This is a genomic window from Achromobacter deleyi (assembly GCF_016127315.1).
Classification (GTDB): domain Bacteria; phylum Pseudomonadota; class Gammaproteobacteria; order Burkholderiales; family Burkholderiaceae_B; genus Achromobacter; species Achromobacter insuavis_A.
Genome location: NZ_CP065997.1, coordinates 518,078 through 532,385 on the forward strand (window position 1 = coordinate 518,078; position 14,308 = coordinate 532,385).

General features: G+C 69.6%; 11 protein-coding genes. 9 read left to right on the forward strand and 2 right to left on the reverse strand.

Annotated elements, in window-relative coordinates; all coding sequences use genetic code 11:
• Positions 1-177: 177 nt before the first annotated feature.
• From I6I07_RS02255 to I6I07_RS02275, 5 genes are read left to right on the forward strand one after another with little or no spacing between them, the layout of a single operon-like run.
• The gene (locus tag I6I07_RS02255) at positions 178-576 is read left to right on the forward strand and encodes a Zn-ribbon domain-containing OB-fold protein (protein WP_198485541.1); all 399 of its coding nucleotides are present in this window, start codon (positions 178-180) and stop codon (positions 574-576) included.
• Positions 573-1,745 carry a thiolase gene (locus tag I6I07_RS02260; RefSeq protein WP_198485542.1) on the forward strand — a complete coding sequence of 391 codons (1,173 nt, stop codon included), beginning with the start codon at positions 573-575 and terminating at the stop codon, positions 1,743-1,745. Before I6I07_RS02255 ends, I6I07_RS02260 begins: the two co-directional genes overlap by 4 nt.
• A gap of 17 nt (positions 1,746-1,762) precedes the next feature.
• The gene (locus I6I07_RS02265) at positions 1,763-3,283 is read left to right on the forward strand and encodes a class I adenylate-forming enzyme family protein (protein WP_198485543.1); all 1,521 of its coding nucleotides are present in this window, start codon (positions 1,763-1,765) and stop codon (positions 3,281-3,283) included.
• A gap of 55 nt (positions 3,284-3,338) precedes the next feature.
• Complete coding sequence (locus I6I07_RS02270) at positions 3,339-4,316, forward strand: Bug family tripartite tricarboxylate transporter substrate binding protein (RefSeq protein WP_198485544.1); 978 nt, start codon at positions 3,339-3,341, stop codon at positions 4,314-4,316.
• Between the two features lie 19 nt (positions 4,317-4,335).
• Positions 4,336-5,289 (forward strand): NAD(P)H-dependent flavin oxidoreductase, encoded by a 954-nt coding sequence (locus tag I6I07_RS02275; RefSeq protein ID WP_198485545.1) that lies wholly within the window; start codon positions 4,336-4,338, stop codon positions 5,287-5,289.
• Positions 5,290-5,657: 368 nt separating this feature from the next.
• Here I6I07_RS02275 and I6I07_RS02280 read toward each other — a convergent pair whose 3' ends face one another.
• The gene (locus I6I07_RS02280) at positions 5,658-6,641 is read right to left on the reverse strand and encodes a Bug family tripartite tricarboxylate transporter substrate binding protein (protein ID WP_198485546.1); all 984 of its coding nucleotides are present in this window, start codon (positions 6,639-6,641) and stop codon (positions 5,658-5,660) included.
• Positions 6,642-6,955: 314 nt separating this feature from the next.
• The gene (locus I6I07_RS02285) at positions 6,956-7,855 is read right to left on the reverse strand and encodes a LysR family transcriptional regulator (RefSeq protein WP_006393038.1); all 900 of its coding nucleotides are present in this window, start codon (positions 7,853-7,855) and stop codon (positions 6,956-6,958) included.
• Between the two features lie 148 nt (positions 7,856-8,003).
• On the opposite strand from I6I07_RS02285, the gene I6I07_RS02290 reads away from it, so the two are divergent.
• The 4 genes from I6I07_RS02290 to I6I07_RS31620 all read left to right on the forward strand — a co-directional run bounded on the left by I6I07_RS02290 (position 8,004) and on the right by I6I07_RS31620 (position 14,084).
• The gene (locus I6I07_RS02290) at positions 8,004-8,918 is read left to right on the forward strand and encodes an SDR family NAD(P)-dependent oxidoreductase (protein WP_198485547.1); all 915 of its coding nucleotides are present in this window, start codon (positions 8,004-8,006) and stop codon (positions 8,916-8,918) included.
• A gap of 7 nt (positions 8,919-8,925) precedes the next feature.
• Entirely contained in the window at positions 8,926-9,786 is an 861-nt protein-coding gene (locus tag I6I07_RS02295) for a MaoC/PaaZ C-terminal domain-containing protein (RefSeq protein WP_198485548.1), read from the forward strand.
• Positions 9,783-11,012, forward strand: a complete 1,230-nt coding sequence (locus I6I07_RS02300) for a CaiB/BaiF CoA transferase family protein (protein WP_198485549.1) — start codon at positions 9,783-9,785, stop codon at positions 11,010-11,012. The genes I6I07_RS02295 and I6I07_RS02300 overlap by 4 nt, the downstream gene beginning before the upstream one ends.
• A gap of 285 nt (positions 11,013-11,297) precedes the next feature.
• Entirely contained in the window at positions 11,298-14,084 is a 2,787-nt protein-coding gene (locus I6I07_RS31620) for an autotransporter outer membrane beta-barrel domain-containing protein (RefSeq protein ID WP_232625871.1), read from the forward strand.
• Positions 14,085-14,308: the final 224 nt, after the last annotated feature.

Genomic DNA, 14,308 nt, shown 5'->3' on the forward strand with positions numbered 1-14,308 from the left:
GGGTATCTAGCCATGGCGACCGCGCGCCGGACAATCTGCGGTTGCGGAAGACCGGCTTTTGCCTCGGTGTAGGGCGTGGCACTACGGGCCGGCAAAAGGCCTGCTTCAGCAATGAAGAATGGCACGGGCCGGCGCCAGCCCCGACACTGGCGGCTCATCCATCCGGAACCGCATGCAATGACCGCAACCGACCCACGCGCCACCGAAGGCGTCGAGGCGCAATACCGCCAGGCGCTCAACCAGGGGCGCTTCCAGATCCAGCACTGCGATGCCTGCGATCGCGCGGTGTTCTATCCCCGCATGCTCTGCCCGCACTGCGGCGCCGAAGCGCTGTCGTGGAAGACGCCCGATGGCCGCGGCACCGTCTATTCCACCACCGTGGTGCGGCGCAAGCCCGAGGCGGGCGGCGACTACAACGTGGCGCTGGTCGACCTGGCCGAAGGCGTGCGCCTGATGAGCCGGGTCGAGGGCGTGGCGCCCGAGGCCGTGCGCATCGGCATGGCGGTGCGGGCCCAGGTGGCCATGAAGGAAGGCCGCGGCCTGCTGGTCTTCGTGCCGAACAAGGAGGCGCAATGACGCTGAACGATCTGCGCGGCGCCGTCGCGGTGGCGGGCGTCGGCCATGCCGGCCTGGGCCAGGCCAACGGCTACACCGAAATGGAAATCCTGGTACAGGCGGCGCAGCGCGCCGTGGCCGACGCCGGCCTGTCGATGCGCGACATCGACGGCATCTGCACCGCCAGCGTGGCCGCGCCGATGTGGGCGATGCCCGTCATCGAGCACCTGGGCATCCGCCCCAGCTTCATCGACAGCACCATGCTGGGCGGCAGCAGCTTCGTGGCGCACCTGCTGCCGGCGCTGCACGCGCTGGCCTCGGGCCAATGCAACGCGGTGCTGGTCTGCTACGGCAGCACGCAGCGCACCTCGACGCTGAGCCGCGCCGAGATCGGCCGCGTGCGCAAGCAGTTCGATCCGCAGCCCTACGAGACGCCGTATGACCCGTTGAGCCCGCTGTCGTCCTATGCGCTGGCCGCTGCACGCCACATGCACCAGTACGGCACCCGCCGCGAGCACCTGGCGCAGGTCGCGCTGGCCGCCAACCAGTGGGCCCGGCTCAACCCCGAGGCCCAGCTGCGCGAACCGGCCACGCTGGAGCAGATCCTGGGCGCGCGCATGGTGTCCGATCCCCTGAGCGTGCGCGATTGCTGCCTGGTCACCGACGGCGCCGGCGCCTATGTGCTGGTGCGTGCCGACCGCGCCCGCGACCTGCCGCGCCCGCCGGTGTACGTGCTGGGCAACGCCACCGCCGTCTGGAACCGCCAGATCTCGTCGATGGAGGACCTGACCGTCACCGCCGCCAGCGAATCGGGCCGCCGCGCCTACGCCATGGCGGGCGTCTCGGCCCGGGACATCGACGTGGTCGAGCTGTACGACGCCTTCACCATCAACACCCTGCTGTTCCTGGAAGACCTGGGCTTCTGCGCCAAGGGCGAGAGCAAGGACTTCATCGCCGGCGGCGCAATCGCCCCCGGCGGACGGCTGCCGGTCAACACCAACGGCGGCGGCCTGTGCTGCGTGCATCCGGGCATGTACGGCGTCTTCATCATGATCGAGGCCGTGCGGCAGTTGCGCGGCGAGGCCGGCGCGCGCCAGGTGGCCGGCGCCGAGCTGGCGCTGGTGCACGGCAACGGCGGCACGCTGTCCAGCCAGGCCACGGCCATCCTCGGCACCGCCGCCACGCTTTGATGTCCGCCGCAGCAGCCATGTCGCACGCCCAACCGCTCACCCGCATCCACCAGCTGCTGGCCCGCCAGGCCAGCGTCCAGCCCGACGCCATCTGCCTGTACGAGGAAGGCGGCGGCATCCTGACCTATGCGCAACTGTGGCAGCGCGCCCAGGCCGCGGCCGGCTGGCTGGCGGCCGCAGGGGTCGAACCGGGCCATCGCGTGATGATGGTCGGCGAGAACTGCGCCGCCATGATCGTCGCGCTGTTCGGCTGCGGCCTTGTCGGCGCCTGGCCGGTGGGCGTGCACGCGCGCCTGTCGGCGCGCGAGATCGCCGCGATCGGCGCCCATGCGCAGCCCGAGGTCACGCTCTACACCAGCGGCGTCTCATCGGCGGCGGCGGCCCACGCCGAGGCGGCCGGCGCGCAACCGGCCGATGCCGCCGCCTGGGGTCCGGGCGTGCATGCGCGCCATGCGGACAACCCGACCCAGCCCGAGACCGGCGACCAGGCCGCCGAAGTCGCCACCGTGATCTACACCTCCGGCACCACCGGCGCCCCCAAGGGAGTCATGGTGCCGCATCGCGGACTGCTGCACTTCGCCGGCGTCTCGGCCGCCTCACGCCGCCTGAGCCCACAGGACATCGGCTACGCCGCGCTGCCGCTGTCGCACATCTTCGGCATCGCCACCGTGCTGATGGCCACGCTGCATGCCGGCGCCGGCCTGGTGCTGCGCAGCCGCTTCGATCCCGCCGACGCCTTCAAGGCGCTGGCCCATCCCGGCGTCAGCATCCTGCAGGGCGTGCCGATCATGTTCAACCGCATGCTGGCGGCCGCGCCGCCGCGCAACACCCTGCGCGCGTCGGCGCTGCGCTATCTCTACACCGGCGGCGCGGCGCTCGACCCCACCCTCAAGCGCGACGCCGAACGCTACTTCGGCGTCGCCATGCACCACGGCTATGGCATCACCGAATACGCCGGCTCCATGTTCATCACCGACATCGACGCGCCGCCGGCCGATTGCAGCGCCGGCTACGCCGTGGACGGCGTGCAGTTGCGCATCGGCGGTCCCGACGCCGACACGCCGCGGCCGGGTGAACGCGGCGACATCCTGATCCGCGGCCCCGGCGTGATGCTGGGCTACTACCGCGACCCGGCGCAGACCGCGCAGGCGCTGCTGCCTGGCGGCTGGCTCAATACCGGCGACATCGGCTACCTGGATGACCGCGGCGCGCTGTACATCGCCGGCCGCTCCAAGGACCTGATCATCCGTTCCGGCTTCAACGTCTACCCGATCGAGGTGGAGGCGGTCATCAACGCCTTCCCTGGCGTGCGCCTGTCGGCGGTGGTCGGCCGTCCCACCGAGGACCACAACGAGGAAGTCATCGCCTTCGTCGAGCCCCTGGCCGGCGCGCGACTGGACACCCACCTGCTGATGCTGCACCTGCGCGCCCAGCTGGCGCCGTACAAGCGGCCCGCGCAGATCCACTGCATCGACACGATTCCCACCACCGTCAGCGGCAAGATCCTCAAGCAACCGCTGAAAGAAAGGCTGGCGTAGGCGCGGCCCTGCTGTTCCGCTCCGCGACCGGCTCATTCCACAAGGAGACATGAGCGTGAACATCAAGACCCTGCTCGCCGCGGCCGCCGCCGTGGCGGCCATGGCGACCGGCGCCAGCGCCGCCGCCGACAGCGCCTACCCCGACCGCCCCATCCGCCTGCTGGTGGGCTACGCCCCCGGCGGCCCCGTGGACACCACCGCGCGCGTCTTCGCCAAGTACCTGGGCGACAAGCTCGGCCAGGCGGTCGTGGTCGAGAACCGCGCCGGCGCCAGCGGCATGATCGCCTCCGACGCCACCGCCAAGGCGCCGCCCGACGGCTACCTGCTGGGCTTTGCCGCCAGCCCCACGCTGACCATGTCGCCGTTGGTCCAGCGCAGCACCCTGTTCGATCCGCGCAAGGACTTCTCGCTGATCGGCCTGGTGGTCGACTACGCCAACGTGCTGCTGATCGGCCCGCAAGCGCCGGCCAGGAGCGTGGGCGAACTGGTCGACTACGCCCGCGCCCACCCCGACGCCGTGTCGTTCGGCTCGGCCGGTATCGGGGCGTCGAACCACCTGTCGGCCGAACTGCTGAAGAAGCAGGCCGGCGTGCCCATGCTGCACGTGCCCTATCGCGGCAATTCGCCGGCGATGATGGACGTGGTCAGCGGCAAGATCACTTTCATGTTCGACATCACCAGCACCGCCATCCCGTTCATCAAGAGCGGCAAGGCGCGCGCGCTGGCCGTCACGTCGCGCACCCGCAACCCCGAACTGCCCGACGTGCCCACCATGATCGAGGCCGGCATGAAGGACTACGAGGTGGTCGGCTGGTACGCGCTGGTCGGCCCGCGCAAGCTGCCCGACGCCGTGCAGGCGCGCCTGACCCGCGCGCTGTCCGAGGTCTCGCGGGATCCCGCCTTCCGCCGCGCCATGACCGACGGCGGCTACAGCATCAACACCGGCGACGCCGCCGCCCTGCAACAGCGCATCGACCGCGAATACGCCTTGTGGGCCGATGTGATCCAGAGCGCCAACATCCAGGCCAACTGACTCACACAGGAACCCGCCTATGAAGCCATCCGCATTGCGCACGCAGACCCGACTGCCCGTCATCGGCGCCGCCATGTTCCTGGTCTCCGGCCCGGACCTGGTGGCGGCGCAATGCGGCGCCGGCATCATCGGCACCTTCCCGTCGCTGAATGCAAGACCGCAGGAACAGCTGCACGAGTGGATCACCCGCATCGAGGACAAGCTGGCCCGCGCGCGCCAGGCCGATCCACAGGCGCGAATCGCGCCCTACGGCGTCAACCTCATCGTCCACCCCAGCAACGCCCGCTGGCAGGGCGACCTGGCCATCTGCGCCGAACGCCGCGTGCCGCTGGTCATCACCTCGCTGCACCCGCCAGAGGCCGTGGTGCGCGCCGTCCACGCCTATGGCGGCCAGGTCTACCACGACGTCACCACCGTGCGCCACGCCCGCCGCGCCCTGGACGCCGGCGTCGACGGCCTGATCCTGGTCGCCGCCGGCGCCGGCGGCCACGCCGGCCAGCTCAACCCCATCGCCCTGGTCAACGAAGTCCGCGCCTTCCACGACGGCCCCCTGGCCCTGTCCGGCTGCATCAGCCACGGCAAGGACATCCTCGCCGCCCAGGCCCTGGGCTGTGACTTCGCCTACATGGGCACCCGCTTCATCGCCACCCGCGAATCCCTGGCCAACGACGCCTACCGCGAAATGATCCTGCGCGCCCAGGCCGCCGACGTCACGTACACCCCCTACTTCTCCGGCGTCCCCGCCAACTACCTCACCGAAAGCATCCACGCCGCCGGCCTCGACCCCACCCAACTCCCCAACTACGACGCCCCGCCGCCCAACCTGGACAAGAACTCCCGCCCCAAACCCTGGAAAGACATCTGGAGCGCCGGCCAAGGCGTCGGCGCCACCCAGGAAATCCTGTCGGTGGCCGAACTGGTGAACCAACTGGAAACGGAATACCAGGAAGCCAAAGCCGCGCTGCTGCGCTAGCGCACACTCAGCCCCCAGCGCGCAGCCTCATCCCACACTGCAAGACACCGCGTAAGCCTCAAAAGGCCGCCTGCGCGGCCTGTCTTGAGGCGGGCCCCGCAAGCTACTCCACCCGCGCGCCGAAGATGGCAAAAATGCCAAGAACACACCCTCCCCAACCCACGTCGCTGAGTCACATCGCGAGCGTGTGCGGGGGCAGGCGGGGGATGGCGGGGCGTGTAGATGCGCCCGGCGGAAACCGAAGGCAGCCGCCGAAAGGCGGCAACGAGGTTGAGCCCGGGGCAGTCCGGAGCGAACGCTCCGGACCGCAATCGTAGCCCCGCCATCCCCCGCCTGCCCCCGCACACGCGCCAGAAGAACCCAAAGCCCTACTCCAACTTGATCCCCGCCGTCTTGATCACATCCCTCCACTTACCCACCTCGCTTCGCAAGAACGCCCCGAACGCCTCCGGACTCCCCGGCTTAGGCTCCGCCCCCGCCGCCACCATCGCCTGAGCCGTAGCCGGATCCGACAACACCTTCACCATATCCGCATTCACCCGCGCCACGATTTCGGCAGGCGTCCCCTTCGGCGCCAACACCCCGCTCCACGAATACGCCTCATACCCCGGCACCCCCGACTCGGCAATCGTAGGCACCCCCGGCAACATGCTCGACCGCGTCGGATTCCCCACCCCCAACGCCCGCACCTTCCCCGTCTTCAGATGCGGCACCGCCGACGGCCCGTCCGCGAACATCACCTGCACCTGCCCGCCCAGCAGATCCTGCATCGCCGGCGCGCTGCCGCGGTAGGGGATGTGCTGGATCTTCACCCCCGCCATCGCATTGAACAGCTCGCCCGCCAGGTGCGTGCCGCCGCCCGTGCCCGAGGAACTGAACGACAGCTTGCCCGGATTGGCCTTCGCATAGGCGATCAATTCGCTCACCGAATTCACCGGCAGCGACGGGTTCACCACCAGCACGATCGGGAACACCGCCGCCATGCCCACCGGCACGAAATCGCGCGTGATGTCGTAGGTCAGGTCGCCGCGCAGGCTCGGCAGCACGGCATGATGGATCGACGCGAAGAAGAAGTTGTAGCCGTCCGGCTCGGCCTTGGCGGCGAACTGCGCGCCGACGATGCCGCCCGCGCCCGAGCGGTTGTCCACAACGGTCGGCACGGACCACAGGTGGCCCAGCGGCTGCGCCGTGAAACGCGCCGTGGTGTCCACCGGACCGCCGGCCGGGAACGGCACGATGAAGGTCACGGCATGGCCGGGCCAGGTGGCGGCGCGGGCGAAAGTGGGCAGCAAAGTCGTGGCGCACGCAGCGCCCAGCCCCGCGATGACGCGGCGGCGTTGGGGATCTAACAAGGCAGTCTCCTGAGTCGTTCTTGTCGATGGCGCGGCCGCAAGCCACACCGGAACGACGCGGTGCCTTGCCGCCTGCCGGCCCCATTTTTTCTGCTGCCCGCGCATCAGGCGCGGCCGGGGCTTTTTTTATTATTTGCCGCGCCGCCGCTTTTGCCGCTACACATTTTCAAAAGCCCCTCTTTCGCCGGGAGGCCATGTTCGCTGATCGGACACTATCGCCGGCCCGCTGTGGCGTCATGGCGATGGCCACGCGCCCGATCCGCCAACCAAGGCCGGGACATCGCGCGCCAAGCGGCGCACGCCGGCCGCCGTGGCTACTGCCCGCGCGCCGCGCGCTGCACGTGCTCGATGAAGCACTCGGCAAAGCTCGGCAGGTCACGTCCGCGCTGACGGCACAACAAGCGGTCGCGCAGGGCCCAGGGGTCGTCCAGCTTCAGCACATGCAACGCATCGGGCCGGCTGTAGCGCGCCGCGCAGGCGCGCGGCACCACGGCGATGCCGGCGCCGGCCTCGACCATGCGGCACACGGCCTCGAAACTGCCCACGTGCACGCGCTGGCAGATGCGCTTGCCCAGGCCGCTGGCGATGTCTTCCAGGAAGGTCTGGATGGCGCTGTCGGGATGAATGCCGACGAACTGATAGGCGTCGACCAGGTCGGCGAAATGCGCCGACTTCGAAGCCGCCAGCGGATGATCCAGCGCCGTGACCACGGTGAGTTCATCGCGGAACAGCGGCGTCACGTCCAGGCCCTCGACGTCGATGTTGCCGGCCACCAGACCCAGGTCGCCGGCGCCCGCGCGGATCGCGATGACGATGTCGCCCGAGATCTTCTCTTCCAGTTCGACGTCCACGTCCGGGTTCTCGGCCAGGAACGTCGACAGCGCGTCGGCCAGGAAGGAATTGGTGGCGGTGGTATTGGCCAGCAGGCGCAGCCGTCCCTTCAGGCCGCTGGCGTAAGGCTGCAGGTCGGCGTTCAGGCACTCGAGCTGGCGGAACACCGCGTTGGCGTGCTTGAGCAGCACCTCGCCCGCCGGCGTCAGCGCCACGCCCGTGGCCATGCGCACCAGCAGCCGCGCCTTGAAGGCCTCTTCCATGTGCTTGACGCGCGCGCTCGCGGCGGGCAGCGACAGGAACGTGCGTTCGGCCGCGCGGGTCAGATTGAGCGTCTCTCCCACGTTCAGGAAGAGCCGCAGGTCAGTCAGATCATGTCTCATGTTCCACCACACAGAAGGGGGGCATTTCTAATTTTGAATTCTTCGAATGCCGTGACGACCATACCATGGGGCAACCCCGTAAACCATACGGTTTGACGCGGAACTGTTTTCCACGCGGCGCGCGCCGCGGCATCAGGAGTGAGCATCAATGAGCGGTATTGTTTCCGGCAAGGTAGTGGTGGTTACCGGCGCGGGCGGCGGCATCGGCCGCGGCATCGCGCTGGCCATGGCGCAGGCGGGCGCCAAGGTGGTGGTCAACGACATCGGCGTCTCGCTCACCGGCGAAGGCGGCGGCGAAGGCCCCGCGCATGCCGTGGCGCGCGAGATCGCCGCGGCCGGCGGACAAGCCGTCGCCAATACCGACAGCGTGGCCGCCTACGACAGCGCCAGCCGCGTCATCCAGACCGCCATCGACGCCTTCGGCCGCGTCGACGCGGTGATCAACAACGCCGGCAACCTGCGCGACCGGGTTTTCCACAAGATGAGCGAAGAGGAATGGCGCCAGGTCATCGACGTGCACCTGAACGGCTCGTTCTTCATGAGCCGCGCCGCCGCGCCGTATTTCCGCGAGCAGGAATCGGGCGCCTTCGTGCACATGACGTCCACCTCGGGCCTGATCGGCAACTTCGGCCAGGCCAACTACGCCGCCGCCAAGCTCGGCATCGTGGCGCTGTCCAAGTCGATCGCGCTGGACATGGCGCGCTACAACGTGCGCTCGAACTGCATCGCGCCATTCGCCTGGAGCCGCATGACCAGCTCGATTCCCGCCGAGACCGACGAGGAAAAGGCGCGCGTCGAGAAACTCAAGAAAATGGAAGCCGACAAGGTCGCGCCCATGGCCGTGTACCTGGCCAGCGACGCGGCCAGCGCCATCACCGCGCAGGTCTTCGCGGTGCGCGCCAACGAGATCATGCTGATGAGCCAGCCGCGGCCGCTGCGCAGCGTGCACTACAGCGAAGGCTGGACGCCCGAGCTGACCGGCGAGATCGCCGTGCCCGCCATGCGCAAGCACTTCTACGCGTTGGAGCGCTCGCCCGACGTGATCGACTGGGATCCCATCTGAGGCCGCCATGCCACTCGATTACGCGACCGTGAAGCACTGGCGCTTCGACGACGTGCGCCAGCGCTACGACGACAAGGACACCATGCTGTACGCGCTAGGCATCGGCCTGGGGCAGGACCCCGAGGACACCCGGCAGCTGCGCTACGTGTACGAAAAGGACCTTTGCGCCTTTCCCACCATGAGCGTGGTGCTGGGCTATCCGGGATTCTGGATGAGCGACCCGCGCGCCGGCATCGATTGGGTGCGGCTGGTGCATGGCGAACAGCGGCTGGCGCTGCACGCGCCGCTGCCCACGTCGGGCACCGTGATCGGCAGGAGCCGCGTCACCCACGTGATCGACAAGGGCGCGGACAAAGGCGCCATCGTCATCACCGAACGCACGCTGCACGACACCGCCGGCACGCACCTGGCGACCCTGCGGCAAAGCACCTTCTGCCGCGGCGATGGCGGTTTCGGCCAGGGCGATGCCAGCCCCGAGCCGCTGCCCGCCGCGCCGCAGGGCGAACCGGAGCGCCGCTGCGACCTGCGCATTCCGCCGCAGGCGGCGCTGCTGTACCGCCTGAACGCCGACCGCAATCCGCTGCACGCCGACCCCGAGGTGGCGCACCAGGCGGGCTATCCCAAGCCGATCCTGCACGGCCTGTGCTCCTACGGCGTGGCCGCGCATGCGCTGGTGAAGACCTGGTGCGACTATGACGCCTCGCGGCTGACCCGGCTGGACGCGCGGTTCTCGGCGCCGGTGTATCCGGGCGAGACGCTGCAATGCGACATGTGGCGCATGCCGGATGGCCAGATACGCTTCATCGCCCGCGCTGTCGAGCGCGGCATCGTGGTCATGAGCCACGGCACTGCCGAGGTGCGGTCATGACGCGCCCGCCCGCATTGGACGGCGTCCGCGTGCTGGACCTGTCGCGCATCCTGGCCGGCCCCTGGTGCACGCAGAACCTGGCCGACCTGGGCGCCGACGTCATCAAGATCGAGCGCCCCGGCGTCGGCGACGACACCCGCGCCTGGGGCCCGCCCTTCCTCAAGGACGGCCAGGGCATCGACACCAACGAGTCGGCCTACTACCTCAGCGCCAACCGCAACAAGCGTTCGGTCGAGGCCGACATGGCCACGCCGCACGGCGCCGCGCTGATCCGCGAACTGGCGGCGGTCAGCGATATCCTGGTCGAGAACTTCAAGGTCGGCGGACTGGCCAAGTATGGCCTGGACTACGCCAGCCTGAAGGCCATCAATCCGCGCCTGATCTATTGCTCGATCACCGGCTTCGGCCAGGACGGGCCGTTCGCGCGGCGCCCCGGCTACGATTTCATGATCCAGGGCATGGGCGGCCTGATGAGCATCACCGGCGAACGCGACGACCTGCCCGGCGGCGGCCCGCAGAAGGCCGGCGTGGCGGTCACCGACATCGTCACCGGCATGTATGCCACCGTGGCGATCCTGGCGGCCTTGCAGGAACGCCACCGCAGCGGGCTGGGCCAGCACCTGGACATCGCGCTGCTCGACAGCCACGTGGCCTTGCTGGCCAACCAGAATTCCAACTACTTCAATTCCGGCGTGGCGCCGACGCGCGCCGGCAACGCCCACCAGAACGTGGTGCCCTACCAGGTGTTCGCCGCCCGCGACGGCCACCTGATCGTGGCCACCGGCAATGAATCGCAGTACCGCGCCTATTGCGCGGCGATCGGCGCGCCCGAACTGGGCGATGATCCGCGCTTTGCCACCAACCGGCTGCGCGTGACCAACCGCGGCACGCTGGTGCCCTTGCTCGCGGACATCATGCGCGAGGGCAGGCGCGATGACTGGATCGCCCGGCTGGAAGCGGCGGGCGTGCCCTGCGGGCCGATCAACGACATCGCCCAGGCCTTCGCCCATCCGCAGGCGCAGGCGCGGAAACTGCGCCGCGACCTGCCCCACCCTGGCGGCGGCGTCGCGCCCGTGACCGCCAGCCCGCTGCGCTTCTCGGCCTCGCCGGTGGTGTATCGGCGCGCCCCGCCGCTGCTGGGCCAGCACACCGAGGAAGTGCTGCGCGACGTCCTGGGGAAGTCGCCGCAGGCGATTGCCGCATTCGTGGCTGGCCGCGCGGGATAGCAGTCTGATTTCTTGCCATCCCCGCTCGCTTCCTCCGCCCTTGCGCGCCTACATTCACGCAATCAAAGAGATCTCCGCATGCATTGATCAACTTGGTTTTTCTTTACGCAGGGTTGGTCATCAAACGCCGTTTTCGCATTCCTACACTTACCGGCACGTCATTCATCCGTCCGGTAAATGTAGGGTATGTCCATGCAATTCCTGTCTTTCCGAAAACAGTCCGCTCCCTCCAATCGCCTCACGTATGCCGCGCTGCTCATGCTGGCCCTGGGCGCCGGCGCGGCCTTGCCGGACGCGGCGCTCGCCGACGCGGGCAAGCGTGGCGGCGGCCTGGGCGGGCGGGCCATCAAGAACAGCGTCCTGAGTCCGCTCATCCGCGGCGGCGAAGGCGGCGGATTGGAGGCCGTCGTCGCGGGCGGCGTGGTCGGCGCGGGCGGCAATGCCACCAACAGCCCGGGCACCGGCGGTCTCGCCCCCGCAACCCTCGGCGCCGATGAAACAACCATCACGGTCGACGCGCACGGCCGCAATGGCAGTTGCGCCGCGCCGTGCACCCCCGATGGCCCCGATCATTCCGGCGGCGGCGGCGGCGTCGCCATCCTCGGAGGAGAAAACACCCGCCTGACCGTGGCCGCGGGGGTCGACGTCCGGGGCGGCGCGGGCGCGTTGGGCGCCGACGGGCTGGTCTACGCCAGCGGCGCCCAGCACACGGGCGGTGGCGGCGGTGGCGGCGGCGCCGGCATCGCCGTGCAGTCCGGCACCTTGACCCTGAACGGCAACGTCACGGGCGGCGCAGGGGGCCCCTCTCCGAACCATCCCGGCGGCGGCGGCGATGGCGTGGTGCTCGGGCATGGGGACATCATCGTCAATGCGCGGATCTCCGGCGGACAAGGCGGCTGGCGCCGTTATTACTACACCCCGAAATCGGCCAGCGGAGACGGGGGCAGCGGCATATCGATCGGCTCGGGCACCGTCATCAACAACGACGTCGTACTAGGCGGCCGCCCGGGCGCCGTGGAGGTCCCCGCCGCAGCCACCGAGGGCAAGGTCGGCGTCGCGCTGCGCGCCGGCTCCAACACCACGGTCACCAACAAGCGCCGCTTCAACAGCAGCGGCGGCGCCGCCATCGTGTTCGAAGGCAACGACAACACGCTGATCATGTGGTCCGGCTCCGACATCCTTGGCGATGTCCGCTTCATGGGCCAGCGCAATCAACTGGCGCTGGGCAGCGACGACGACGCCCCCACCACGGCGAAGATCTGGAGCGACGGCAATCTCGACTTCGGCACCGATGGCGTCTACACCGTCCGGGTCACGCCCTCCGCGGCGGACCGCCTGGATGTCGTGAATGCCGCCAGGCTCAACGGCGCGGCCGTGAAGGTCAACGCCATGGCATCGGACCTGTACGCCGAGCACACCACCTACACCATCCTGCACGCCGACGGCACGTTCAAGGGCACGCGCTTTGGCGACGTGGCGTCCAACCTGGCGTACCTCACCCCCACACTCAGCTATTCAGATGACGATCAGGACGCCCTGCTGACGTTGGTGCGCAAGGAAGCGCCCGCGCCGCGCCCTCCCGATCCGGCTCCGCCCGTGATTGATCCGGTTCCGCCTCCTCCCGATCCGGTGCCGCCCGTGATTGATCCGGCTCCGCCTTCTGATCCGGTGCCGCCGGTGATTGATCCAGTTCCGCCTTCTCCCGATCCGGTGCCGCCGGTGATTGATCCGGCTCCGCCTTCTGATCCGGTGCCGCCGGTGATTGATCCAGTTCTGCCTTCTCCCGATCCGGTGCCGCCCGTGATTGATCCGGCTCCGCCTTCTCCCGATCCGGTGCCGCCCGTGATTGATCCAGTTCCGCCTTCTCCCGATCCGGTTCCGCCGGAAGCGGGCGGCGGCGCCCCGTCGGGATCGATTCGTTTCGCCGATCTGCTCGGCGGGCGCAACGCCATCGCCGCCGCCAATGCGATCGACGGCCTGCCCGACGGGCATGACCTCTACCGCCACGCGTTGAACCTGCCCGAAGGCGCGCCGCAGGCCTTTTTTTCGGCGCTCGCCGGGGAACTGCACGCCAGCGTCCGCCATGCGCTGCCCGGCCTGGACGCCACGATTCGCAACGTGCCCCTGGCGCATCTGCGCGCCAATCTGTCCGCGGGCCTGCGTCCCGGCGAACCGATCGCGGCGGCCGGCCTGAGCGACGCCGCGCCGGCCGCGTCCACGCTGCCCGTCTCCCGCGCCCGGCCGGTCTGGGCGCAACTGATCGGCAACTGGCAGCGCCAGGACGCGACCGATGACTCGACCGCCGTCCGCCTGCGCACCACCGGTCTCTTCGTCGGCGCGGACCATGCCCTCGGCGCCGGCTGGCGCCTGGGCGGCGCGCTCGGGTACACCGACAGCCAGTTGCGCACCAAAGGCACGGCAGACCGCGGCGGCATCGACAGCTACAGCGCGCTCGCCTACGGCGGCAAGGCCTTCGAGGCCGGTCCCGGCACGCTCAACCTGATGCTGGGTGCGTCCCATACCTGGCACGACATCGACACGCGGCGGCGCGTCGCCGTCGGCGGCCTGGACCAGACGTTGCGAGCCGGCTATCGCGCCAACACCACCCAGGTCTTCACCGAACTGGGCTACACCCTGGCCCCCGGCAACGGCCTGACGCTCGAACCTTACGCGGGCCTGGCGTGGGCCGGCCTGCGCAGCCGGGCATTCCAGGAAAGCGGAGGCAGCGCCGCGCTCTCGGGCACGCGCCAGGCCACCCGCACCACGACGGCCACGCTGGGCCTGCGCGCCGCCCAGTCGCTGCAGATGGGCCCGCTCCAAGGCAGCGTCACGGCCGGCGCTGGCTGGCGCCGCGCCTTCGGCGATCTGCGGCCGACCTCGACGCTGGCGTTCGATACCGGCTCGGCCTTTACCGTCACCGGCGCGCCCATCGCCCGCAACGCCGCGCTGCTCGAAGCCGGGCTGCAGGCGCAGGCCGGCCGCAATGCGACGATCGCGCTGAACTACGCGGGACAACTCGGGGCGGGCAGCCGCGACCACAGCGCCACGCTGAGTTGGCGCTGGACCTTCTGACCGCTCCCTTTATCAGACGGCCTAACCTGCCCCAACCCGCGGTTTTGCGCTCCCTGAACCTTATGATGCCGGTCACCCACTGATAAAGGCTTCCGCAGGCCGACGGCGGCGTGCCCAGGCGCCAATCCACTGACTATCCGCTTGCGCCGCTGCCCTGGGCCTGACTGCGCGCCGTTCGCCCGCAGCGTCGCGAACGCCGGCGATCCGAGGTCTTCCGAGACCTC

What these genes read in the sequence shown, in the direction of transcription:
- I6I07_RS02275 (WP_198485545.1), top strand. Translation starts at nt 4,336, where the DNA reads ATGAAGCCATCCGCATTGCGCACGCAGACCCGACTGCCCGTCATCGGC.
- I6I07_RS02300 (WP_198485549.1), top strand. Translation starts at nt 9,783, where the DNA reads ATGACGCGCCCGCCCGCATTGGACGGCGTCCGCGTGCTGGACCTGTCG.
- I6I07_RS02285 (WP_006393038.1), bottom strand. Translation starts at nt 7,855, where the DNA reads ATGAGACATGATCTGACTGACCTGCGGCTCTTCCTGAACGTGGGAGAG.
- I6I07_RS02255 (WP_198485541.1), top strand. Translation starts at nt 178, where the DNA reads ATGACCGCAACCGACCCACGCGCCACCGAAGGCGTCGAGGCGCAATAC.
- I6I07_RS02295 (WP_198485548.1), top strand. Translation starts at nt 8,926, where the DNA reads ATGCCACTCGATTACGCGACCGTGAAGCACTGGCGCTTCGACGACGTG.
- I6I07_RS02260 (WP_198485542.1), top strand. Translation starts at nt 573, where the DNA reads ATGACGCTGAACGATCTGCGCGGCGCCGTCGCGGTGGCGGGCGTCGGC.
- I6I07_RS02290 (WP_198485547.1), top strand. Translation starts at nt 8,004, where the DNA reads ATGAGCGGTATTGTTTCCGGCAAGGTAGTGGTGGTTACCGGCGCGGGC.
- I6I07_RS02265 (WP_198485543.1), top strand. Translation starts at nt 1,763, where the DNA reads ATGTCGCACGCCCAACCGCTCACCCGCATCCACCAGCTGCTGGCCCGC.